The following is a 23,188-nucleotide window of genomic DNA, read 5'->3' on the forward strand; positions in this document are numbered from 1 at the left end:
ACCCAAGCTTGAGGCGGCGCTTTCCGATTCATTCTGTAATCATCGGCCACGCAGCGTCACCGCGCAGCCCTTACTCGTGAGTCATGTGGCCCCGGCGCATCGCTCAGGGTGAGGGGTCTCTGGGTTCGGTGACGACCATCACGAACCGCAGCGGCGCGTCACCCTCGTTGGCGTACCGGTGCGGGCGGTCGGCGCTGAACACGACCGCGTCGCCGGTCCCGACGACGTGGCTCCGGCCGTACACCCCGAGGGTGAGCCGTCCCTCCAGCACGGTGAGCATCTCGCGGGTGCCCGCGGGGTGCGCGTCGCCGTCGTGGTGCTCGCCCGGCGCGAGACGCCAGTCCCACAGTTCGAGGATCGCGGGCGCGTCGGTCCCGACGAGCAGGCGGGCCGAGCCTCCCCCGGGCTGCTCGAACGTCACGACCTCCGACTCGTGCACGATCCGGACGACCGGCGTGTCGGCGACCTCCACCAGCCGGGCGAGGGTCACGCCGAGCGCGTCGGCGATGCGCGTGAGCGTGTTGACGCTGGGGTTGGTCCGGCCCTGCTCGATCTGCACGAGCATGCCGCGGCTCACGTTCGACCTGGCCGCGAGTTCGTCGAGGGTCATCCCCCGGTGGGCGCGCTGGCCGCGCACGTTCGCGGCGATGGCGGCGGTGATCGTCCCGGGCTCAGGCATGGGTCAACTATATTGGCCTAACATTGCAGTCCATTGCACTATCCGTGAAGTTTCCTTGGGGGTTGGTCGTGACGGCGATCACGCTCGCGACCGCATGCGCGGTGATCTTCGGTACGGCCGACTTCTTCGGCGGGCTCGCCACCAGACGCTCGAGGGTGCTGGCCGTCGTCGTGCTCTCGCAACTGGGCGGCATGCTGCTGGTCGTGGCCCTGCTCCCGATCCTGCCGGGGCATGCGAGCACGGCGGCGCTGCTCTGGGGAACGGCGTCGGGCGTCGCCGGGGCCTTCGGCATCGTGCTGTTCTACCGCGGCCTGGCCACCGGCATGATGTCCGTGGTCGCCCCCACCACCGCCACGACCGCCATGGCGGTCCCGGTGGTCTTCGGGCTGGTCACCGGCGACCGTCCGTCGCCCCTTGCGCTGGCCGGGGTCGCGCTCGGCCTCTTCGCCGTGCTGCTGGTCAGCCGCGAGCCGGGCGGCTGGGCCGGCCGCCCGAGGCTGGGCCCGGTCGTCGCCGCGCTGGTGTCGGGCGCGGGCTTCGGCGGGTTCTTCGTGCTGCTCAAGCTGGCTCCGGCCGACTCGGGGGCCTGGCCGCTGCTGGGGGCGAGGCTCGCGTCGATCACGCTCGTCGCCCTGCTCGCCCTCGCCACGCGCAGGGGCCTGCGCCCGGCGCCGGGCTCCCTGCGGGTGACGGTCGTGGCCGGCGTGCTCGACATGGCCGCCAACGTGCTGTATCTCTTCGCGGCGCAGCGGGGGATGCTCACCCTGGTGGCGGTCCTGGTGTCGCTCTATCCGGCGAGCACGCTGCTGCTGGCGAGGTACGTACTGGGCGAGCGGCTGAGCCCCGTGCAGATCACCGGCGTCGGCTTCGCGCTCGGCGCGATCGCCCTCATCGCCGCCGCCTGAACCACCCCGCCGGGGGGCCGGGCTCAGGTGGCACAGCCCGGCTCGAAGAGCCCGGGCTCAGGCAGCGCAGCCCGGCTCGAAGAGCCCGGGCTCAGGCGGCGCAGGCGGGTTCGGGGACCCGGACGACGCCCTCCTCGCGGGCGTAGCCCTCAAGCATTCCGCGCAGCTGCCGGCGGCCGCGGTGCAGGCGGGACATGACGGTGCCGATCGGGGTGCCCATCCGGTCGGCGATCTCCTTGTAGGCGAACCCCTCGACGTCGGCCAGGTAGACCGCGACCCGGAACTCCTCCGGCAGGGCGCGCAGGGCGTTCATCACGACACTGTCGGGGATCAGGTCGAGCGCCTCGGTCTCGGCGGAGCGCAGGCCGGTCGACATGTGCGACTCCGCCGCGGCGAGCTGCCAGTCCTCGATCTCCTCGGCGGCCGACAGCTTGGGCGACCGCTGCCTCTTCCGGTAGTCGTTGATGAAGTTGTTGGTCAGGATCCTGTGCAGCCACGCCTTGAGGTTCGTGCCCTCGCGGAACTGGTGGTAGGAGGTGTAGGCCTTGGCGACCGTCTCCTGGACCAGGTCCTCCGCGTCGGCGGGGTTGCGCGTCAGGCGCATGGCGGAGGCGTAGAGCTGGCTCGTCACCGGCACGACCTCACGCTCGAACCATGTCTGCCGCTGCTCGTCGGTCGAGATCATCTCTTCCCCCTACGGAACTTATCCCCCGTTACCCGTCCGGCCCGAACACATGCGAGGACGACCGTTCATTGTTCTGCCAAGGACATCGTGCCGGTCGGGGCCTAAGCACGCCGTTAGCTCGTCCGGAGCGGTCATTCCTCGTCCCTCAGCCCATCGCTCAGCGCCGTCGCTTCCGGGGGCCGGTCCCACGCGGCCAGGTCACGCGCAAGCCGAACAAGTCTCATTAGCGTAACACTGAAGGCTCAATCCGGCGTAAAATGTGGCGGACTTCACTGGCTACAGTGGCGCCATGAACCACCTGGACCGGCATGACGCCGCGACACGGGCATGGGTGGCCGACGCCATCCAGGCCGTCGAGGCCGACGCCAACCGAAGCTGTGACACTCATCTCCACGCCTTCCCGCTCCCCTCGCACTGGGGTGTCGACCTCTATCTAAAAGACGAGTCGGTGCACCCCACCGGTTCACTCAAGCACCGTCTCGCCCGGTCCCTCTTTCTGTACGGCCTCGCCAACGGCTGGATCGGCCCCAGCACGACGATCATCGAGGCGTCCAGCGGGTCGACCGCCGTGAGCGAGGCGTACTTCGCCCGCCTGCTCGGCCTGCCGTTCATCGCGGTGATCCCGGCGGGCACGTCCCCGGAGAAGCGGGAGATCATCGAGTTCTACGGCGGCAAGTGTCACCTCGTGGACGACCCCAGGGCCATCTACGACGAATCGCACCGCCTGGCCGCCGAGACCGGCGGCCACTACATGGACCAGTTCACCTACGCCGAACGGGCGACGGACTGGCGGGGCAACAACAACATCGCCGAGAGCATCTTCCAGCAGATGGCCCTGGAGCGGCACCCGGAGCCGGCCTGGATCGTGGTCGGCGCGGGGACCGGCGGGACCTCGGCGACGATCGGCCGCTACATCCGCTACCGCCGCCACCAGACCCGGCTGTGCGTGGCCGACCCGGAGGGCTCGGCGTTCTACCCGTCCTGGGTCTCCGGCGAGGAGCGCGACGGCGCCGGATCGCGGATCGAGGGGATCGGCCGGCCGAGGGTCGAGCCGTCGTTCCTGCCGACGGTCATCGACCGGATGTGCCAGGTCCCGGACGCCCTGTCGATCGCGGCCATGCACTGGGTCAGGGAGGTCACCCGCCGGGAGGTCGGCGGCTCGACCGGCACCAACATCGCGGCGGCCGTACGGATCATCGGGGAGATGCGCGAACGCGGCGAGCGGGGCAGCGTGGTCACCCTGATCTGCGACGGCGCGGAGCGTTATCGCGACACCTATGGAAGCCCGCGCTGGCTCGCCGGGCAGGGCATCGACATCGGGCCGCACCTCACCGGTCTGCGTGCGTTCCTCGCGAGCTGACCCGCGCCCGGCTCGCTGACGCTCCTCACCCGGATGCGGGCTCGAGGACGGCGTCGCGCAGCGGGGACCGGGACACGGCCACCGACAGCAGCAGCCAGCTCACGCCCACGAAGGCCAGGATCACGTACGTGTCGTGCAGCGCGTGCTCCAGCACGCCGGTCACGATCGACGCGAGGGGAATGGAGGCGAACCCGAGCATCCGGGTGGTGGCGAGGACCCGGCCGAGCAGCCGCTCGGGGACGAGCCGCTGGCGGAGCGTGAGCGCGGACACCCCCACCACACCGGCCGCGGCGAACTGCGCCAGCCAGGCCGCCCCGATCGCCACCGGGCCACGCGCCGGGACCAGGCAGAGCACCGCGAGGCCGCCCACGGCCATCGCCGCCGTCAGGAGCGTGCCCGGCGGGTGGCGCCTGAGCAGGCGGCCGGCCGCCGCGGCGCCGAGGACCGCGCCCATCCCCTGCATCGCGTACACCACACCGATCTGCGCCGGCGTGAACCGGTGATATTCGGTGAGGTAGAAGACGAGGTCGGCCAGGGCCAGCCAGATCGTGAAGTTGCCCGCCATGGCCAGCAGAGCACTGGACAGGACGATCCGGTTCTCCCCGAACAGGTAGCGCAGTCCCTCCCGGATGTCACCGAATACCGACTTGCGGGCGGCGGCGCGGCCGGGGCGCGCGGCCGTGCGCCCGATGAACAGGATCAGCAGCGCCGACACGAAGAACGTGCCCGCGTCCAGGAAGATCGCCGTCTCGTAGCCCAGCGCCATCACGACGGTCGCGCCGATCAGGGGGCCCACCGTGCCGAGCGTGTAGTCGCCCATGTGGACGCGCGCGTTGGCCGTCGCCAGGCGCCGCGGCGGCACCAGCGTCGGCAGGATGCTCTGGAACGCCGGTTGGTAGAGCGGCTCGGCGCACGCCAGCAGGAAGGTGAGCGCGAAGACCAGCCAGACCGGCCGCGCTCCCGCCATCACGAACAGGGCCAGCGCGCAGGCGACCACCCCGGCGGCCAGGTCACCCGCGACCAGCACCCGCCGGTGGTCGAACCGGTCGGCGATCACACCTCCGAACATCGCGAGCAGCAGATAGGGCAGGTACTCCAGCGCGTACAGCGCGCCCGTGGCCAAGGCGGAGCCCGTCAGGTGCAGCACCAGCAGAGGAAGGGTCAGCCGGTACATCCAGTTGCCGACGGACGAGGTGAGATAGGCGCCCAGCAGCAGCCAGTACCGGTGGGTGGGATAGGCGGCCAAGGCCTCGCCCGGCACCGTGTCGTCAGGCATCTTCCAGAGCCTGCCGCACGTCCGCGTCGTCCGGCGCCAGGTCCGCCGCCCGGAGGAGGTCGGCCTTGGCCGGTTCCCGCCTGCCCAGGGCGCGCAGTGCGACGGCCCGGTTGTACAGCAGCGCGGCGTCCTCGCCGAGTTCGAGCGCCCGGGTCAGGTCGGCCACGGCACCTTCGGGGTCTCCGGTCTCGAAGGCGAGGGCACCCCGGGCGGCCCACGCCGACGCCAGCGCGGGGTCCCGGTCCAGCGCGGCGTCGAGCGCCTTGCGCGCCTCGGCGTGCCTGCCCTCCGCCGCCTCCACCTGACCCAGCACGCACAGCAGATGGGCGTTTCCCGGATCCAGCGCCAGGCCCAGCTCCACGTCCTCCCTGGCCCTGCCGTACTCCCCGGCGGCGGTGAGCAGTCCCGCCCGGTTGACGTAGGCGAGTGCGAATCCGGGGTCCAGCTCCAGGGCGTGGTCCAGGTCGGCCAGCGCCCCCTCATGGTCCCCCTCGGCGAACCGGATCTCCGCCCGGTTGTAGTACGGCTCGGGGAAGGGCGGGCTCACCCGCATCGCGGTCTCGTAGTCGGCCGCCGCCTCGTCGTGCCTGCCGAGGCGGCACAGCAGGTTGCCGCGGTCGACGTAGTAGTCGGGATACTCCGGGTCGGCCTCGACCGCCGCCGTCAGGTCGGCCAGCGCCTCGTGCGGCCGCCCCAGCAGCACGCTCAACTGGGCCCGGTTGGCCCGCAGGACCAGCCGGTGGATGGGGTGCTCGCCGGGGTCCAGGTCGCGTTCCGCCAGCTCGATCGCCGCCTCGACGAGCCGGTACGCCTCGGTGAGCCGGCCGTGGCGGCTCACCACGAGCGCCTTGCCGTTGAGGTCGAAGCCCAGGTGGAAGGCGCGCAGCCGGCGGTCGGGCAGCAGAGAGGTGAGCGCCACCGCCTCGTTGATCCAGGCCAGCGCCTCGTCGGCGTCCCGCCGGGCCGGGTCGTGGTGACGGACCAGCAGCATCGCGGTGGCGTAGGCCGCGGTCGCCCGGTCCTTCGGGTCGACGATCTCCCTACGGGCCAGATCGAACAGCGCGCGGGCCGCCTCCTCCCGCTCGGTGGCGCCGAGCGCGGACGCGGTGCCGTGCAGGATCCGCCACCACACCTCGGGGTCGGCCTCCCGCTCGATGATCCGCAACGCCCGCTCGCCCAGCTCGGCGGCGGCGTGGTGGAAGCCTTCGGTCAGGCACCGGTCCACCGCGAAGGCGAACGCGTCGATCACCGCCCGTGGGTCGCCCCCCTGCTCCAGGTGACAGCGCTCGCGGTGGTAGGGGATCGCACCGAGCCGCGGCGCGACGAGCCCGGTCGCGGCCAGCGCGTCGGCCCTCTCCCGGTGCCTGCGGGCCCGTTCTCCGGGACTCGCCCGCTCGTACGGCTCGCGCACCGAGGGCGCGTCGCAGGTGCCGTCGAGCTCGACATAGTCCCCCTCGGCGTTCCCCTCGGTGACGTGGTCCCTCCTGGTGACCCGTCGCTCGGCGTACCGTTCGAGGGCGGCGGCCAGTTCGGGATCGGGATCGGCCGCGCAGACGACGAGCGTGAGCAGGGCGGGGTCGAGGCGGCGGAGCAGGACGGTGAGAAGCTCGCGGTCGGTGTGGTCGGCGTGGTCCACCTGTTCCACGACGAGCGCGCGCGGCCCCCGCGCCGGGTAGTCGCGGAGGAACTCGGCCAGGCCGTTGGCGATGCGCAGCGTGCGCCGGGGCGCGGGCACCAGGATGCGCTGGCTCCTGGGCAGAGCGGCGGCGATCGACTGCCGCCGGGCCGGGACCACATCGCACAGGTCGGGGGCGGCCGCACGGATCTCGATGTCGTGCGCGGACACCAGGTCGGGCCGGTGCTCCAGGGCCCGCGGCACCAGCGCGTGCAGCAGTGCGCCCGCCGCGGTGTACGGCCCGCACCGCCGCCGGTGCGCGTCGATCGGAGGCAGCAGCGGCTCCGGGACCGGCTCCCCCGTCCAGTGTGTCGCCCTGATCCACAGATGGCGCACGCGATCGGCCTCCCCGTGATCGGCGCCGGAAGATCCCCGCAGACAGAGAACGGAGCCGGCGCCCCGGGTCGAACCCCTCGGACGCCGGCTCCGTGATCGATCAGGTCAGGTGCCGGGGACTGGCGGCGGCGGACAGCTTGGCCGTGCCAGGCTTGTGGACGATGATCTTCTTCATGGTGCCCCCTTCGACCATTGTTCGAATGAGGGATATATCAACACGAACGAGACCGGCCAACAAGGCTTGATCGGGAAATGCCCATAGTCGGATAGCGCCTCAGTCGCCGATCAGGGCGTCCACGAAGACCTCGGGGTCGAACGGCGCGAGGTCGTCCGGGCCCTCGCCGAGGCCGACGAGCTTCACCGGCACGCCCAGCTCACGCTGGACCGAGATCACGATGCCGCCCTTGGCCGTGCCGTCCAGCTTGGTCAGGGCGATGCCGGTCACGTTGACCACCTCGGCGAAGACCTGGGCCTGGCGCATGCCGTTCTGGCCGGTGGTCGCGTCGAGGACGAGCAGCACCTCGTCCACCGTCGCCTTCTTCTCGATGACCCGCTTGACCTTGCCCAGCTCGTCCATGAGGCCGGTCTTGGTGTGCAGCCGTCCCGCCGTGTCGATGATCACGGTGTCGGCCTTGTCCTCGATGCCCTTGGCCACGGCGTCGAACGCCACGGACGCCGGGTCGCCGCCCTCGGGGCCGCGTACGACGCCCGCGCCGACCCGGTCGCCCCACGTCTGGAGCTGGTCGGTCGCGGCGGCCCGGAACGTGTCGGCGGCGCCGAGCACGACCTTCCCGCCGTCGCCGACCAGCACCCGGGCGAGCTTGCCCGAGGTGGTGGTCTTGCCGGTGCCGTTGACGCCGACGACGAGCACGACGGCGGGCCGCTCACCGTGGGGCCGGGTGTGGAGGGTGCGGTCGAGGTCCGGCGCGACCTGCGTGAGCAGTTCCTCGCGCAGCAGCCTGCGCACCTCGTCCGGGGTGCGGCTGCCGAGCACCTTCACCTTCGTCCGGAGTTCCTCCACCATCGCGCGGGTGGGCGCGACGCCGACGTCGGCGGTGATCAGAGTCTCCTCGATCTCGTCCCAGACGTCGTCGTCGAGCCGGTCCCGCGACAGCAGTTCGAGCAGTCCACGGCCGAGGACGTTCTGCGAGCGGGCCAGGCGGCTGCGCAGCCGGATCATCCGTCCCGCCGAGGGCGGCGGGACCTCGATCTCCGGAGCCTTGATCAGCTCCTCGATGGGGGGAGGCGGCAGCGTGGTCGTCGTGCCGCCGTCCTCCTCGCCCAGCCCTCCCTTGAGCGGCTCCTCGACGACGGGAGCCTTCGGCTCGGGCGGGGCCGGCGGCGCGGGCGGCAGGTCCTTCGCCTTCGGCCGGAACAGCAGCCACAGGCCACCCACCGCCAGTATGGCGACGATGGCCACGATCACGATGATGCCGAGGTAACCGTCCACACCATGCAGTTTCCCAGACAACCGGCAGTGCTCGGTCGCGCGGACCCGCCCGTCGCGCGCCTCCGCCGCGCCACGGCCCCGGGTTCACGCCGCAGTCCGGGACCTGGTTGCTACACCTTCTCCCGCAGGCGCTGGCTCACGACCTGGGTGACGCCGTCGCCGCGCATCGACACACCGTAGAGCGCGTCGGCGATCTCCATCGTGCGCTTCTGGTGGGTGATCACGATGAGCTGTGAGGCTTGTCTCAGTTCCTCGAAGAGAGTCAGCAGCCGCTGGGTGTTGGTGTCGTCGAGGGCCGCTTCGACCTCGTCCATCACGTAGAACGGCGACGGGCGGGCCTTGAAGATCGAGATCAGGAACGCCACCGCCGTCAGCGACCGCTCGCCGCCGGACAGCAACGACAGCCGCTTGACCTTCTTGCCGGGCGGCCGGGCCTCGACCTCGACCCCGGTGGTCAGCATGTCGGAGGGGTCGGTGAGCAGCAGCCGGCCCTCCCCGCCGGGGAAGACCCGGCCGAAGATCTGCTCGAACTCGCGCGCCACGTCCTCGTACGCCGCCGCGAAGACCTGCTCGACCCGGTCGTCGACCTCCTTGACCACCAGCAGCAGGTCGCGCCGGGTCTTCTTGAGGTCCTCCAGCTGGGAGGTGAGGAAGGCGTGCCGTTCCTCCAGCGCGGCGAACTCCTCCAGCGCCAGCGGGTTGACCTTGCCGAGCTGGGTCATCTGCCGCTCGGCCGTCCTCGCCCGTTTCTCCTGCTCCTCCCGCACGTACGGCACGGGCGGCTCGCCCGGCACCGGCGCCGTGGGGCCGTACTCGGCGAGGAGGGGTTCCAGCTCGATGCCGTACTCCTCCAGGGCCCGCTGCTCCATCTGCTCCAGGCGCAGCCGCCGCTCCGTCCTCGCCATCTCGCTGCCGTGGACCCGGTTGACCAGGGCGTCCAGCTCGGAGCCGAGCTCGCGGACACGCAGGCGCACCTGCTTGAGCTCGGCGTCGATCTGCCCGCGGGCCCGCTCGGCCTCGTCGCGCTCCTCGGCGGCCCGCGCGAGTGAGCCCTCCAGGGCGGTCAGCGCGGTGCGGGCGCCCTCGGCGACCGCGGCGGCGATCTCGGCCTGCCTGCGCCGGCGTTCCCGGTCGGCCGCGGCCCGCGCGCGGTCCTGCCGCTCCCGCTGGGCCGCGCGGAGCAGGGCGTCGGCACGGCCCGCGATGCCCCGCGCCCGCTCCTCCGCCGTACGGACGGTCAGCCGGGCCTCCATCTCGGCCTGGCGGGTGACGCCGCAGACGGCGGCGAGATCGTCGCGGGTGTCGGTGGTCGGCTCCGCCTCCAGCTCGGCGGCGTACTCCGCCTCGGCGAGCTGTTCCTCCAGCTCCACCACCACGGCCTGGGCCTGTTCGCGGGCCTCTTCCGCGTCGCGCACCGACCCGCCCAGCCGCGCCGCCTCGTCCTGGGCGGCCTTGACGGCGGCCTCCAGCCGGGCGAGCTGCTTGGCCGCCGCCGCGGCCTTCTGGTCGGCCTCCCGCTGCCTGCCGCGCAGCCGGTCGAGCACCGCCTGCGCCGCGTTCAGCCGGTTCTGGGCGTCGTTGACGCCGCTCTGGGCGGCGCTCACACCGCTCTGCGCCTCGGCCACCCGCGCCTGGGCCTCCTCCAGCGCGAGCTGGCACTCCCGCTCGGCGGCCACGGCCTCCGCGAGCGCCTCGGCGTGCCGCTCGGCCCCGGCCCTGGCGGTGGCCAGGTCGGCGGCGGCCTCGTCGAGGGCGGTCCGCATCTGCAGCAGCGAGGACCCGCCGCCGGAGCCGCCGTGCGCCGCGTGGACCCCGAGCAGGTCGCCCGACGTGGTGACGGCCCGCAGGTCCGGATGGGAGTCCACGACCTTGCGCGCGGCCGGCAGGTCGGGCACCACGACCACGTCGGACAGCAGCGCCTCCACCGCCGGGCGCAGCTCGTCCGGCACGGCCACCAGGTCGGCCGCCCACTCCGCGCCCGCGACGGGCGGCTCCGGCCGGTCGTATGTCTCGTGCCGGTCGGCCGCGACGAGCAGGGCGGCGCGTCCGGCGCCGGTCTCGCGCAGGTGCTCCACGGCCGCCACGGCCGCGGTGAGCGAGGCGACGGCCACGCCGTCCACGGCCAGCACGGCCGCGACGGCGGCCTCAGCCCCGGGCCGTACGGCCAGCAGCGTGGCGACGGGGCCGAGCATCCCGGGCAGGCCCGCCCCGAGCAGCGCGGCGGCCCCGTCGGCGCCTCCGGCGAGGCTCATCTCCAGGGCCTCGCACCGCGCCTGCAGGGCGGCGACGGCACGCTGCGACTCGGAGTCGGCGGCGCGGGCGGCGCCGACGGCGGCCTTCGCGGCGGCCAGCGCGGCGACGGGCGCGGACAGGGCGGCCCGCTCCCGCTCCACCACAGCCCCGGCCTGCTCCGCGACGGCCCTGGCCTCCTCCACCGCGGCGCGGGCGAGGCCGACGCCCTCCTGCGCGGTCTCCAGCTCGGCGGCGAGCTCGGGGTCGGCCGGTGGCTCGTCGAGCGCGCCCGTGTCCAGCTCGTCCTGGGCCCGCTCGGCGCGGCGGGTGGCGTCCTCGACGGCCTTGGTGAGCCGGCCGATCTCGTCCCCGGCGGCCCTGGCCCGGCTCCTGGCCGACTCGACCTGGCCGCGCAGCCGGGCGAGCGCCTCCCTGCGGTCGGCCGCGGCGCGGGCGGCGACCGAAAGGCGCCGTTCCTCGGCGGCGAGGGCCTCCTCGGCCTCGGCGCGGACCTCGACGGCGGCGGCGAGCCGCTCGCGCGCCTCGTCCAGCTCGGCGGCCAGCACCCGCTCCTGCTCGCGCACCTCGGCGGCCTCGCGCTCCAGGTCCTCCGGATCGCGCCCGCGCCGTTCGACGGACGCGGCGTCGGCGGCGTGCCGCCTGCGCTCGGCCGCCAGGCTCTCCACGCCGCGCAGCCGCTCCCGCAGGGCCGAGAGGTGGTAGAAGGTCTCCTGGGCCGCCTTCAGCCGCGGCTGGGCCTCGTTCTCCGCGGCCTCCAGCTCGGTCTCCCGCCGCTGCCCCTCGGCCAGCTCGGCCTCCACCCGGGCCCGCCTGGCCTGTACGGCCGCCTCGTCGGCCTCCTCGCGCTGCAGGGTGTCGCGGAGGGTCACGACGTCGTCGGCGAGCAGGCGCAGCCGCGCGTCGCGCAGGTCGGCCTGGATCACGGCCGCCTTCCTCGCGATCTCGGCCTGCCGGCCGAGCGGCTTGAGCTGGCGGCGCAGCTCGGCCACGAGGTCCTGGACGCGGGTGAGGTTGGCCTGCATCGCGTCGAGCTTGCGGAGCGCCTTCTCCTTGCGCTTGCGGTGCTTGAGCACGCCGGCGGCCTCTTCGATGAACGCCCTGCGCTCCTCGGGCCCGGCGTGCAGCACCTGGTCGAGCTGGCCCTGGCCGACGATGACGTGCATCTCCCGGCCGATGCCGGAGTCGGAGAGCAGCTCCTGGATGTCGAGCAGGCGGCAGGTGTCGCCGTTGATGGCGTACTCGCTCTGGCCCGACCGGAACATCAGCCGGCTGATCGTGACCTCGGTGTAGTCGATCGGCAGCGCACCGTCACCGTTGTCGATCGTCAGGGTGACCTCGGCGCGGCCGAGGGGCGGGCGGCTGGAGGTGCCCGCGAAGATGACGTCCTCCATCTTGCCGCCGCGCAGCGACTTGGCGCTGTGCTCGCCCATCACCCAGGCGAGGGCGTCGACGACGTTGGACTTGCCGGAGCCGTTGGGGCCGACGACCGCCGTGATGCCGGGCTCGAAACGGAGGGTGGTGGCCGAGGCGAACGACTTGAAGCCGCGTAAGGTGAGCGTCTTCAGGTACACGTCCGCCCCCCTCGGTGCCGCCCGTCGGCTGGGGGGAAAGACTACAGGTCCCGGCGCCGGAGTACGCGGAATAGACGCCGCTCGACGTCCGGCCTCCCGGGGAGGCAATTCCCGTGGGACAGTCCCGGAAATGGCAAGGGACGCCTTTGCGGGGCGTCCCTACAATCCTTTTCCCGTTCCGCCGGTCCCCTAGGTGAGAGCCGGCTCGCGATCCTGCAGCCGGACCAGGGCCTCATCACGAGTTTGCGCTTCGAGCGCGTCGTTCTGGGCCTGGAGCCGGTTGAGTTCTGCCTCGAGGTCGCGGATGCGCTGCTGGAGGCGACGCATTTCCGAGATCATTCGAGGATCAGGACCGCCGACGTGGCCGAGTAGAGCCTTCGCCATAGTAAAGGGTCCTCCACGCTGAGTGACCAGACTGGTTCGCGCACTTCATGCCGCGGGAGGGGTGCGCGTGGTTCCTCTCAAGAGTCGCACCGGCATTGGAGACGGTCAAGTTGAACGCTCCGCACGATGAAGCCGGTGGGCACTCTCGCTAGGTAAATATACCGGATTTACGGGGTTTGAGGGAAGCCCTACCTCTCGACAAACCCGGCGATACTCCGCTTCGCTTCGCTCCAGCGCTCGACCACCCCCTCGACGTGGCCGGGCGTGTCACCGGTGCGTAACAGGTCCAGGAGCTTGTCGCACGACTCCCTGGGACCTTCGGCGACGACCTCGACCCTTCCGTCGGCCAGGTTCGCGGCCCACCCGACCAGCCCGAGTTCCAGCGCGCGGGCGCGGGTCCACCAGCGGAACCCCACACCCTGCACCCGTCCCCGGACCCATGCCGTCAACCGAATCACGAATACAAGTATCCAGATCGGCTCCGGCCGCGATCGCCGGGGGTCGGGCTAGGGGCGGGCGTTCCTCGGGCGGGGCTGGCACTTCGGGCAGCTGTAGGAGGAGCGGTTCATGAACGCCTCCCGCCTGACCGGCGTGCCGCAGCGGCGGCAGGGCTCGTCGCGCCTGCCGTAGACGGCGAGCGACCGGTCGAAGTAGCCGCTCTCGCCGTTCACGTTGACGTACAGGCTGTCGAAGGACGTGCCGCCCTCGCCGAGGGCCTCGGTCATGACGGCCCGGGCCGCCGCGAGCAACTCGAAGATCTTCGGCCGGCTCAGCGTCTCGGTCGGGCGCGCCCAGTGCAGCCGCGCCCGCCACAACGCCTCGTCCGCGTAGATGTTGCCGACCCCGCTGATCAGCGACTGGTCGAGCAGCGCCCGCTTGATCCCCGTACGGCGCAGCCGCAGCCGGACGGCGAACTCGGCGTCGTCGAAGGCGTCCTCCAGCGGGTCGGCGGCGATGTGCGCGACCGGCTCGGGCACCGCCCGGCCCCGGCCGGCGGTCATCGGGGCGACCAGCAGGTGCCCGAAGGTGCGCTGGTCGACGAAACGTAACTCCAGGCCGCCGTCGGCGAAGCCCATGCGCACCCGCAGGTGCTTCTCGATCGGCGCCATCGGGTCCACGACGAGAAGCTGGCCGCTCATGCCGAGGTGGGCGAGCAGCGCCTCCCCCGCCTCCTCGGTCTCCGTAGGAGGGCCGTCGAGCAGGGGCAGCCACAGGTACTTGCCCCTGCGCTCCGCCGAGGCGAGGGTGCGGCCCTTGAGCTGGGCGGCGAGATCGCCGGGGTTGCGGCGGACCGCGCGGGGATTGAGCACCTCGGCCGCGGCGACCGTACGGCCGGCGACCCAGCGCTCCAGGCCCCGGCGTACGACCTCGACCTCGGGCAGTTCGGGCATGTTCCCTCCCCGGGCGGGGTCAGGCGCGGACGGGCCCGGCGCCCTCGCGGGCGTCGCGCAGCGCGCGGATCGCGGTCCAGGCCGCCTCGGCCGCCTGCTGCTCGGCCTCCTTCTTGCTGCGACCGGCGCCCTTGCCGTACTCCTTGCCGCCCACGCGCACGACGGCCGAGAAGGACTTGGCGTGGTCGGGCCCGCTCTCGTCGACGTGATACTCCGGCACGCCGAGCATCTCGGCGGCGGTGAGCTCCTGCAGGGAGGTCTTCCAGTCGAGTCCGGCGCCGAGTGACGCCGACCGCGTGATGAGCGGGTCGAACAGCAGGTGGACGACGCGGAACGCCTCGTCCAGGCCCTTGTCGACGTACACGGTGCCGATCAGGGCCTCCAGCGTGTCGGCCAGGATGGACGACTTGTCCCGTCCGCCGGTGCCCTCCTCGCCGCGGCCGAGCCGCAGGTACTTGCCGAGGTCGAGCGCCCTGGCGACGTCCGCGAGCGCCCGCATGTTGACCACGGCGGCGCGCAGCTTCGCGAGCTGGCCCTCCGGCAGGTCCGGGTGGTTGCGGAACAGCGTGTCCGTCACCACCAGGCCCAGCACCGAGTCACCCAGGAACTCCAGGCGCTCGTTGGTCGGCAGGCCGCCGTTCTCGTACGCGTACGAGCGGTGCGTCAGCGCCCGCTCCAGGATTCCGGTGCTGAGCCGGACGTCCAGCACCTGGTGAAGCTCGTCTCTGGCGATCTCGACGGGCACGGGTTTCGCCGATGGTGCGGCCATGGAATCCTCCCAATTCCTCCGCGGGACAAAGCCGTGCGCGGGAGGCAGGTGGATCCGCCGATGGCCCGAAGGCGTGGTGGACGCCGGTCCGCCGGGAGCCGATGGCCCCGGCGTCCACCACGGCCGCGGGCGTGCATGCCGGTGCGTGTCTACCGTCCTACCGCCGCACGTTCCTGAAAGCACGGTAACGCCGGCCGGGTCCTGTTGACGATCCGGCCGGCGTCCCGATTTCCACGCGCGGCCCGGAGACTTGGTCTCCGGGTCGCACTCGCGGCAGCTTGCGCGCGATCAGGCCGACGGCTCGACGACCTGACGGCGGTTGTAGGTGCCGCAGGTCGGGCACGCCACGTGCGGGCGCTTGGGCGAGCGGCACTGCGGGCAGCTCACGAGCGCGACTGCCGCCGCCTTCCACTGGGACCTGCGGGCGCGGGTGTTGGCCCGCGACATTCTCCGCTTGGGGACGGCCACGTCAACCCTCCTGATCGTCTTTCTGTTCCTCAACCAAACCCTGCAGCGCCGCCCAGCGGGGGTCGACCGTCTCGTGCCGGTGGTCCGGGCCGGCCTCCGCCAGCCTGACTCCGCACTCCGCGCAGAGACCGGGGCAGTCTTCACCGCACACCGGGCTCAGCGGCAGTGCGAGCACCACCGCGTCACGGAATACCGGCTCGAGATCGAGCAGTTCGCCGTCGAGGAGCAGATCGTCCTCTCCGGCGTCCTCCGCCGAGTAGAAGTAGAGCTCCTGGAAGTCGACCTCGATCTCCGAGGTCAACGGGTCCAGGCAGCGCGAGCACTCCCCCGTGAGGGGAGCCTGCGCCGTGCCCGTCACGAGCACGCCCTCCATCACCGCCTCGAGCCGGATGTCCAGCTCGACGTCGGCGTCCTTGGGAACGCCGATCATTCCGACCGCGAGGTCCACCGGCGCCGGGAGGGTCGGGGTGAGGGTGCGCATCGATCCCGGTCGGCGTCCCAGATCGTGGGTGGAAATCACCCAGGGGGCTCGGGGATCGAGGCTGCGCAGACTCATCCTGCTCTCGTTAGGCATGGCGAATCACCGCCGTCGTGCAAGGCTGAAAGGCAAGAATACCAGCCCCGTTCAGCCTCTGAGCCGCTCGATGAGCAGCTGGTGGACGAGGTCCGGGACCAGGCCCGACACGTCGCCGCCGTACCGGGCGATCTCCTTGAGCCTGCTCGACGACAGGAACGAGTACTCCGGGTTGGTGGACATGAACAGCGTCTCCACCCCCGACATCCGGTAGTTGAGCTGGGCCATCTGCAGCTCGTAGTCGAAGTCGCTGACCGCTCGCAGGCCCTTCACGATGGCCGGGATGCCCTGCTGCCGGCAGAAGTCCACCAGCAGCCCGTGGAACTTCTCGACCCGGATGTTGCCGTACTCCTTCGTCACCGCCTGGAGCATCTCGATGCGCTCGTCGACGGTGAACAGGCTGTGCTTCTCGATATTGATCAACACGGCCACGACGACCTCGTCGTACAGCCGTGACGTCCGGCCGATGATGTCCAGATGTCCGTTGGTGACGGGATCGAACGACCCCGGGCAGACGACGCGGCGCAACGCGCACCCCCATAGATTCACGGGTTCCCGGCGGCGCGACCGTACCAAACGGCCGCTTCGCCGTACCGGCGGACCCTGTCCTCGGTGAATCCCTCCGGCCACACCAGGTCCTTACCCCTGGACTCCCGCTCCACGGCCACCAGCGCGCCCTCCGCCAGCCAGCCGTTGTCGCGCAGCGCCGTGAGCACCCGCGAAACGGCCTCGTCCGAGACGGCGTAGGGCGGATCGGCGAAGACGAAGTCGTACGGCTCCTCGCACGGGCGGCCGACCACCCGCTCGACCTTCTCGGCCCGCAGGAACGCCCCCGGCAGCCCCAGCGACGCAATGTTCTCCCTGATCGTCCGCGCGGCCCTGGCGTCCGACTCGACGAGCAGCGCGTGGACGGCTCCCCGGCTCAGCGCCTCCAGGCCCACGGCGCCCGACCCGGCGTACAGGTCGAGCGCCCGGGCCCCGTCCAGCGGCCCGAGCGTGGAGCCGACCGTCGCGAACACGCCCTCCCGGGTGCGATCGCTCGTCGGCCTGGTCGATCTCCCCGGCGGGACGGCCAGCCTGCGGCCGCCCGCCGTCCCTGCGATCACCCGCGTCACGTCCTCATTGTCCCGCCCGCGACGGCCGCCGCGGCACGCCGGGGACGGGCCGGGCGTAGATCAGCGGCGTAGATCAGCCGGGTCAAGAGTGGGCAAGCGGCGGCGAGGAAAGGGTAAGAGCCGTATCGCGGGCTCCGTCCCATGCGCATCATGAGTTCTGCGGCCTCCACGGTGACCCAGCGGGAGGCCGGCCGGCGTGATCGTGAGCCCTTCCGCACGTCGGCGCCTCCGGCACCTGACCCGGAGGCGGGCCCGGCCGGGGACGGCATTCGGGGGGAGGCCGTCCCCTGAGCCGGGCTCTGGGTCGTCACACGGGCGTCGTGTTCGCACGACGCCCGTTCCAATTCCCCCGGATCCCCCGCCTCGCCGCGCCTTCCGTGACCGTGTGCGCGACTGCCCCTGACGACCCGCGACCGTCCCCGGCTTCCCGGGTCTCCCCTGGCTCCCGTCGAGCCCTACGCCGCCGGACCTCTGATCCTCCGGCCCCCCACTCCTCCGCATCCACCCCGCCGAGGCCCGAGCGAGCCCGTCAGGCCTTCTCCAGGAACTCGGCGCGCTCGTCGGAGACCAGGGCGTCGATCTCGGCGCGCAGCGCCGGGTGACCCGACAGCCCGGGGTCGGCGGACAGCAGCGAGGTCGCCTCGGCGCGGGCGGCCTCGATGACGTCCTCGTCCCGCAGCAGCTGCAGCAGCTTGAGCGACGACCTGCGCCCCGACTGGGCGGCGCCGAGCACGTCGCCCTCCCGGCGCTGCTCCAGGTCGACCCGGGACAGCTCGAAGCCGTCGAGGGTCGTCGCCACCGCGTCGAGCCTGCGGCGCGCGGCCGTGCCCTCCGGCGCCTCGCTCACCAGCAGGCACAGCCCGGGCAGGCCGCCCCGCCCGACCCGGCCGCGCAACTGGTGCAGCTGGGAGACGCCGAAGCGGTCGGCGTCCATGATGACCATGACCGACGAGTTGGGGACGTCGACGCCGACCTCGATGACCGTGGTCGCCACCAGGACGTCGATCTCCCCGCGGGCGAAGGCGCGCATCACCGCGTCCTTGTCCTCGGGCGCCAGCTTGCCGTGCAGCGCCTCGATCCGCAGCCCGGCGAGGGGACCCTCCGCGAGCGTGCGCGCGACGTCGAGCACCGCCAGGGGCGGCCGGCGCTCGTCGTCGGCCTTCGCCAGGTCGCCCTCGTCGCCCTCCTGGTCGCCGATGCGCGGGCACACCACGTACGCCTGGCGGCCGAGCCCGGTCTCCTCGCGGACCCGCTGCCACGCCCGGTCGAGGTAGTGGGGCTTCTCGGCGGCGGGCACCACGTGGGTGGTGATGGGAGCGCGGCCGGAGGGAAGCTGGGACAGCGTCGAGACCTCCAGGTCGCCGAAAACGGTCATCGCGACGGTGCGCGGGATCGGCGTCGCCGTCATGACCAGCACGTGGGGCCGCCCGCCGCCGCCCTTCTCGCGCAGCGCGTCGCGCTGTTCGACGCCGAACCTGTGCTGCTCGTCGACCACGACCAGCCCGAGGTCGAAGAACTGGACGTGCTCCTGGAGCACGGCGTGGGTGCCGATCACGATGCCGGCCGTGCCGGAGGCCGCGTCGAGCAGCGCGCTCCTGCGCGCCGCCGCGCCCATGGACCCGGTGAGCAGCGCGACCGCGGTGCCGCCGAGCATGCCGCCGCCCGCGAGATCGCCCAGCATGGCCACGATCGACCGGTGGTGCTGCTGGGCGAGCACCTCGGTGGGGGCGAGCAGCACGGCCTGGCCGCCGGAGTCGACCACCTGGAGCATCGCGCGCAGCGCGACCACGGTCTTGCCCGCGCCGACCTCGCCCTGCAGGAGCCGGTGCATGGGATGGGCGCGGGCGAGGTCGGCCGCGATCTCCTCGCCGACCCGCCGCTGCCCCTCGGTGAGCTCGAACGGCAGCCGCTTGTCGAACTCCCCGAGCAGCCCGCCCTCGCGCCGGGCGCGGGGCGTGGCGGCCCAGGCGGAGGCGGCCATCCGCCGCCGCACCAGGACGGCCTGCAACACGAACGCCTCGTCGAACTTCAGCCGGTCGTGGGCCCGCGCGACGTCCCCCTGACCGCGCGGCCGGTGGACCAGGCGCAGCGCGTCCTCGATCGGCAGCAGGCCCAGCCGCTCCCGCAGCTCGCCGGGGACGGGGTCGTCCAGGCTCAGCACGTCGAGCACGGTCTGCACGGCCCGGCGGATCTTCCAGCTCGGCAGCCCCTGGGCCGAGGGGTAGATCGGCACCAGCGCGGAGGCGAACTCCTCGGCCGTCTCCGCCGTCTCGTCGAACGACTCGTACTCGGGATGGGTGAGCGACACGCGCCGGGACTTCCCGGCCACGAAGACGTTGACCTTGCCCGAGAACATCGCCTCGGTGCCCGGCGGCAGCCGCTGCTCGGCGACGTAGGCGCCCTTGCCGAAGAACGCCAGGTGCAGCCGCTCCCTGCCGTCCGTCACCACCATGTCGAGCCAGGTGCCCTGCCGGTTCTTCATCGGCCTGCGGACCGCGGACGACACCTTGGCGACCACGGTCACGTGCTCGTCGTTCTCCAGTGACGCGATCGGCGTCAGCTCACCCCGCTGGGCGTAGCGCCGCGGATAGTGGCGCAGCAGTTCGCCGACCGTGCTGATGCCCAGCGCGGTCTCCAATGGGGCGGCGGACCTGCCGACCGCCTTCTTGAGCGGCTCGTCGAAGCTCGTCACGACACTCATTAGTACCCGTACGCGCCGACAATCGGGCTCACTCGGCGCCGATCAGGAGGGGATACCCGCCCTGCCCGCCCTCGTACACGACGATCTCGAGGTCGGGCCGCGTCCGCTCCAGGTCGTCCTCGACGGCCCGCGCGACCTCGGGCGGCGCGCCCGCGCCGACGACGAGTGTGACCATCTCGCTGCCGCCCGACACCAGGCGCCGGGCGACCTCGACCGCGGTCGCGGCCAGGTCTGCGCCGATCAGCGCGACCTCGCCGTCCACCACTCCGAGCACCTCGCCGGGACGGCACAGGCCCGCGCTGGTCACCGCCGCGCGGTCGGCCACCCACACGTGCCCGTGGCGGGTGTGCCCGGCCGCGTCGGTCATCGCCACGATGTCGTCGTCGAACCGGCGGAGCGGGTCGTGCACGGCCAGCGCGGCGAGTCCCTGCACGGAGGCCCGGGTGGGCAGGACGCTGACCGTCGCGCCCTCCTCCCTGGCGATCTCGGCGGCGGCGACGGCCACGTCGTACACGGCGGCGTCGTTGGGCAGCACCGCGACCTCCGCGCCGGCGTCGCGGATCCCCCGCACCAGCGCGGCGACCGGCGGAACCGCCCCCGGATCGCGCCGTACGACCACCGCGCCCGCCTCCGCGAACAGGCCCGCCAGGCCGTCTCCGGCGGCGACCGCCACCACTCCCCTGACCGGTCCCGGCTCGTGCGGCCGTGTCCCGAGCCAGGTGACCTTGATCCGGTGCGGGCGTCCGGCCCGGAGCCCGGACTCGATCGCCGCGCCCGCGTCGTCCACGTGGACGTGGACGTTCCAGAGGGTCTCCCCGCCGACGATCACGAGGCTGTCCCCGAGCGTGTCCAGCTCCGCCCTCAGCCGGCTCACCTCGTCCGCGCCCGCGTCCAGGAGGTACATGACCTCGTACCCGGGGCCGTCCGCGTGCCGCCCGGCCTCTTCCGGCGCGAGCCCGACGCGCGCCTCCGGCACGCCCCGGCCGGCCGGGGCGGGTACCTCGTGCCGCTCGCTGTACGCCTCGGTCACCACCTCGGCCAGGCTCTCCAGGACGATCACCAGCCCGGCCGCGCCCGCGTCGACCACTCCGCTGCGGGACAGCACGTCGAGCTGGCCGGTCGTGCGGCGCAGCGCCCGCCGCGCCTCCTCCGCCGCCAGGCGGGCCACCCCGGCCAGGTCGTCCGGCGCGTCCCGTACGGCCCGCGCGGCGGCGGACAGCACGGTGAGCAGGGTGCCCTCCACCGGCCTGGCCACCGCCGCCCTGGCCGTCTCGGCCGCCCTCGCGAGGCCGGCGCGCAGGTCGGCGCCGTCGCCCCGGGCCGGGCCGAGCGTGTCGGCGAGGCCCTTGAGCGCCTGGCTGACGATCACGCCGGAGTTGCCCCGCGCGCCGAGCAGCGCCCCGCGGGCCAGCGCGGCCCAGGTGGCGCCGCCGTCCGCGCCCGCGGGCAGCGCGTCCAGCGCGTCCGCCGCGGACAGGAGCGTGAGGTGCAGGTTCGTCCCGGTGTCCCCGTCCGGCACGGGGAAGACGTTGAGCGCGTCGATCTCCGCCCTGGCCCGGCCGAGCGCCGTGGCGCAGTGCCGGGACCAGCGCCGTACGGCAGGGGGATCGAGCTCCTTGAGCATCCGCCGTCCTTCCTTCCGCGCGCTCCGGGCCCTCGATGCGCTACCGTTGGCGGGTACGAGACTATCCCCGTTCGTCGGCCTCCCGTTTGGCGTGGACCGGCGCACATCGGATATCCTCGTGTGGCCAGCCGGTTGTCCCGGCATTGCTCGGATGAGCCGCTGCACCGGCGCCGGGCCGATCGACTGATTCAAAGGAGCGATTACCGTGGCTTCCGTCTGCGACGTCTGCGCCAAGAAGCCGATTTTCGGCAACAACATCTCCCACTCGCACCGCCGCACCCGCCGCCGCTGGAACCCCAACATCCAGACCGTGCGCGCGGTGGTCAACGGGACGCCGAAGCGGATGAACGTCTGCACCTCCTGCATCAAGGCCGGCAAGGTCACCCGCTGACCCGCTGACCTACTGACGCTTCGCCCGAGCCCGTCACCTCTGCCGGTGACGGGCTTTCGCGTGCCCGGACCCCGGCGGCGCATACGCGCTGACCGCGCACGACTCCAACGGAGCCGGATTCCGGTTCGGGATCATCCGCTTCGGCGGGCCCGCGCACGCGGGATCATGTGGATCCGGTCCGTGACGCCGACGCCGTTCCAGGAGTCGGCGAGCCAGGAAGGATTCAGGCTGTTGAGCGAATGCACGCTGCGCGTGATCGGTCGAGTGGAGTCGCCCCTCACCGATCGAGCGACGGCACCCCTGCAGGCCGACGAAGGCGCCCCCAGCGCCTGGCTGATCTTCGACGAGCGGTACGCGCCCGCCCTGGAGGGCCTGTCCCCGGGCACCGACGTGCTCCTGCTCACCTGGCTCGACCGTGCCGACCGCGACACGCTCACCGTCCACCCGCGCGGCGACATCACGCGTCCGCGCGCCGGCGTCTTCACCACCCGCAGTCCCGACCGGCCCAACCCGATCGGCCTGCACGAGGTCCGCATCCTCGCCATCGCCGGAACGCGCGTCCAGGTCGGCAACCTCGAAGCTCTCGACGCCACCCCGATCCTCGACGTCAAACCCCTCCTCACACCGGAGCGATGACACGCCGGACCGTCGCCGACCACGCCAACCGCGCCACGGGTGCGGGCGCGGCCGGCGCGGTGCCCGCTCAGGCGTCCCGGCGCAGGCGCCAGCCGTGGTCGACGGGGCCGATGCCCGCGCCCAGCGGGAACCCGTGCGCGATCGCGCCGGTGACGTACTCCTTGGCCCGCCGTACGGCGCCGGGGACGTCCTCGCCGAGGGCGAGGTAGGACGCGATGGCGGAGGCGAGCGTGCAGCCGGTGCCGTGGGTGTGCCGGTTGTCGAGCCGCTCGGCGGTGAAGCGGTGTTCGGCCGATCCGTCGGTCAGCAGGTCGACCGGCTCGCCGGGCAGGTGCCCGCCCTTGATGAGCGCCCACTTCGGGCCGAGCGCCAGCACCGCCTCGGCGGCGCGGGGCAGGTCGGCCTCGTCCTCGACCTTGACGTCCGTGAGCTGCTCGACCTCCCACAGGTTGGGGGTGACCACGGTCGCCGTGGGCAGCAGCGCCCTCCTGACGGTCTCCACGGCCTCCGGCCGGAGCAGGCTGTCGCCGTGCTTGGACACGCCCACCGGGTCCACCACGACGGGAACGGCGACGCCCGCGAGGACCTCGGCGACGGTCTCCACCAGCGCCGGCGAGGCCAGCATGCCCGTCTTGACCGCCTGGGCTCCGATGTCGCCGAGGACCGAGTCGAGCTGGGCCCGCACCGCCTCCGGGGGCAGCTCCCAGTAGCCCTGGACGCCCAGCGAGTTCTGCGCCGTCACCGCGGCGATCACGCTCATGCCGTGTACGCCGAGAGCCAGCATGGTCTTCAGGTCGGCCTGGATGCCGGCTCCGCCGCCGGAGTCGGAGCCCGCGATCGTCAGAACACGTGGTGGGGTGGTCATGGCCTCCATCCAACCAGGTCCCCTCCGACGTGCGCCGTGCCCCTTCGCGACGCAGACGGGCCGGGCACGCACGGGCTCCG

General features: G+C 72.7%; 21 protein-coding genes. 4 read left to right on the top strand and 17 right to left on the bottom strand.

What is annotated here, in order from left to right; all coding sequences use genetic code 11:
- Positions 1 to 103: 103 nt before the first annotated feature.
- Entirely contained in the window at positions 104 to 679 is a 576-nt protein-coding gene (locus Mam01_RS19805; RefSeq protein ID WP_150935425.1) for a helix-turn-helix domain-containing protein, read from the bottom strand.
- Between the two features lie 68 nt (positions 680 to 747).
- On the opposite strand from Mam01_RS19805, the gene Mam01_RS19810 reads away from it, so the two are divergent.
- A complete protein-coding gene (locus tag Mam01_RS19810; RefSeq protein ID WP_204286760.1) occupies positions 748 to 1,584 on the top strand; it encodes an EamA family transporter in 837 nt (278 codons plus the stop codon).
- 91 nt (positions 1,585 to 1,675) lie between these two features.
- On the opposite strand, the gene Mam01_RS19815 is transcribed toward Mam01_RS19810, so the two are convergent.
- Entirely contained in the window at positions 1,676 to 2,269 is a 594-nt protein-coding gene (locus tag Mam01_RS19815) for a sigma-70 family RNA polymerase sigma factor (protein WP_117408425.1), read from the bottom strand.
- 289 nt (positions 2,270 to 2,558) lie between these two features.
- Here Mam01_RS19815 and Mam01_RS19820 point away from each other — a divergent pair, with 289 nt between their 5' ends.
- Complete coding sequence (locus tag Mam01_RS19820) at positions 2,559 to 3,629, top strand: PLP-dependent cysteine synthase family protein (RefSeq protein WP_204286761.1); 1,071 nt, start codon at positions 2,559 to 2,561, stop codon at positions 3,627 to 3,629.
- A gap of 25 nt (positions 3,630 to 3,654) precedes the next feature.
- On the opposite strand, the gene Mam01_RS19825 is transcribed toward Mam01_RS19820, so the two are convergent.
- The 14 genes from Mam01_RS19825 to fakA all read right to left on the bottom strand — a co-directional run bounded on the left by Mam01_RS19825 (position 3,655) and on the right by fakA (position 21,216).
- Entirely contained in the window at positions 3,655 to 4,905 is a 1,251-nt protein-coding gene (locus tag Mam01_RS19825) for an MFS transporter (protein WP_204286762.1), read from the bottom strand.
- Entirely contained in the window at positions 4,898 to 6,916 is a 2,019-nt protein-coding gene (locus Mam01_RS19830) for a tetratricopeptide repeat protein (protein WP_239101447.1), read from the bottom strand. The genes Mam01_RS19825 and Mam01_RS19830 overlap by 8 nt, the downstream gene beginning before the upstream one ends.
- A gap of 274 nt (positions 6,917 to 7,190) precedes the next feature.
- The gene (ftsY, locus tag Mam01_RS19835) at positions 7,191 to 8,366 is read right to left on the bottom strand and encodes a signal recognition particle-docking protein FtsY (RefSeq protein ID WP_150935429.1); all 1,176 of its coding nucleotides are present in this window, start codon (positions 8,364 to 8,366) and stop codon (positions 7,191 to 7,193) included.
- A 110-nt stretch (positions 8,367 to 8,476) separates the two neighbouring features.
- The gene (locus Mam01_RS19840) at positions 8,477 to 12,190 is read right to left on the bottom strand and encodes a chromosome segregation SMC family protein (RefSeq protein ID WP_204286763.1); all 3,714 of its coding nucleotides are present in this window, start codon (positions 12,188 to 12,190) and stop codon (positions 8,477 to 8,479) included.
- A gap of 189 nt (positions 12,191 to 12,379) precedes the next feature.
- Complete coding sequence (locus Mam01_RS19845) at positions 12,380 to 12,574, bottom strand: hypothetical protein (RefSeq protein ID WP_142571989.1); 195 nt, start codon at positions 12,572 to 12,574, stop codon at positions 12,380 to 12,382.
- Between the two features lie 188 nt (positions 12,575 to 12,762).
- Positions 12,763 to 13,032, bottom strand: a complete 270-nt coding sequence (locus Mam01_RS19850) for an acylphosphatase (RefSeq protein WP_150935431.1) — start codon at positions 13,030 to 13,032, stop codon at positions 12,763 to 12,765.
- Between the two features lie 48 nt (positions 13,033 to 13,080).
- A complete protein-coding gene (gene mutM / locus Mam01_RS19855; RefSeq protein WP_204286764.1) occupies positions 13,081 to 13,965 on the bottom strand; it encodes a bifunctional DNA-formamidopyrimidine glycosylase/DNA-(apurinic or apyrimidinic site) lyase in 885 nt (294 codons plus the stop codon).
- A 19-nt stretch (positions 13,966 to 13,984) separates the two neighbouring features.
- A complete protein-coding gene (rnc, locus tag Mam01_RS19860) occupies positions 13,985 to 14,734 on the bottom strand; it encodes a ribonuclease III (RefSeq protein WP_150935433.1) in 750 nt (249 codons plus the stop codon).
- Between the two features lie 288 nt (positions 14,735 to 15,022).
- Complete coding sequence (rpmF, locus tag Mam01_RS19865; protein WP_204286765.1) at positions 15,023 to 15,202, bottom strand: 50S ribosomal protein L32; 180 nt, start codon at positions 15,200 to 15,202, stop codon at positions 15,023 to 15,025.
- Position 15,203: 1 nt separating this feature from the next.
- A complete protein-coding gene (locus Mam01_RS19870) occupies positions 15,204 to 15,758 on the bottom strand; it encodes a YceD family protein (RefSeq protein WP_150935434.1) in 555 nt (184 codons plus the stop codon).
- Between the two features lie 69 nt (positions 15,759 to 15,827).
- On the bottom strand, positions 15,828 to 16,304 hold the full coding sequence (coaD, locus tag Mam01_RS19875) for a pantetheine-phosphate adenylyltransferase (protein ID WP_150935435.1): 477 nt from the start codon (positions 16,302 to 16,304) through the stop codon (positions 15,828 to 15,830).
- 17 nt (positions 16,305 to 16,321) lie between these two features.
- Positions 16,322 to 16,891 (bottom strand): 16S rRNA (guanine(966)-N(2))-methyltransferase RsmD, encoded by a 570-nt coding sequence (gene rsmD / locus Mam01_RS19880; protein WP_204286766.1) that lies wholly within the window; start codon positions 16,889 to 16,891, stop codon positions 16,322 to 16,324.
- 529 nt (positions 16,892 to 17,420) lie between these two features.
- The gene (gene recG / locus Mam01_RS19885; protein ID WP_204286767.1) at positions 17,421 to 19,583 is read right to left on the bottom strand and encodes an ATP-dependent DNA helicase RecG; all 2,163 of its coding nucleotides are present in this window, start codon (positions 19,581 to 19,583) and stop codon (positions 17,421 to 17,423) included.
- A 37-nt stretch (positions 19,584 to 19,620) separates the two neighbouring features.
- On the bottom strand, positions 19,621 to 21,216 hold the full coding sequence (gene fakA, locus Mam01_RS19890) for a DAK2 domain-containing protein (RefSeq protein ID WP_204286768.1): 1,596 nt from the start codon (positions 21,214 to 21,216) through the stop codon (positions 19,621 to 19,623).
- 205 nt (positions 21,217 to 21,421) lie between these two features.
- Between fakA and rpmB the strand changes: the two genes are divergently transcribed.
- Together rpmB and tsaA are read left to right on the top strand one after the other, a co-directional pair.
- Positions 21,422 to 21,607, top strand: a complete 186-nt coding sequence (rpmB, locus tag Mam01_RS19895) for a 50S ribosomal protein L28 (RefSeq protein WP_030506042.1) — start codon at positions 21,422 to 21,424, stop codon at positions 21,605 to 21,607.
- Positions 21,608 to 21,838: 231 nt separating this feature from the next.
- Positions 21,839 to 22,243: a tRNA (N6-threonylcarbamoyladenosine(37)-N6)-methyltransferase TrmO gene (tsaA, locus tag Mam01_RS19900; protein ID WP_239101448.1), complete on the top strand. Its 405-nt coding sequence runs from the start codon at positions 21,839 to 21,841 to the stop codon at positions 22,241 to 22,243.
- A 67-nt stretch (positions 22,244 to 22,310) separates the two neighbouring features.
- Here tsaA and thiD read toward each other — a convergent pair whose 3' ends face one another.
- On the bottom strand, positions 22,311 to 23,117 hold the full coding sequence (gene thiD, locus Mam01_RS19905; RefSeq protein WP_204286770.1) for a bifunctional hydroxymethylpyrimidine kinase/phosphomethylpyrimidine kinase: 807 nt from the start codon (positions 23,115 to 23,117) through the stop codon (positions 22,311 to 22,313).
- Between the last annotated feature and the right edge of the window lie 71 nt (positions 23,118 to 23,188).

This window comes from Microbispora amethystogenes, from assembly GCF_016863015.1.
GTDB classification, from domain to species: Bacteria; Actinomycetota; Actinomycetes; order Streptosporangiales; family Streptosporangiaceae; genus Microbispora; species Microbispora amethystogenes.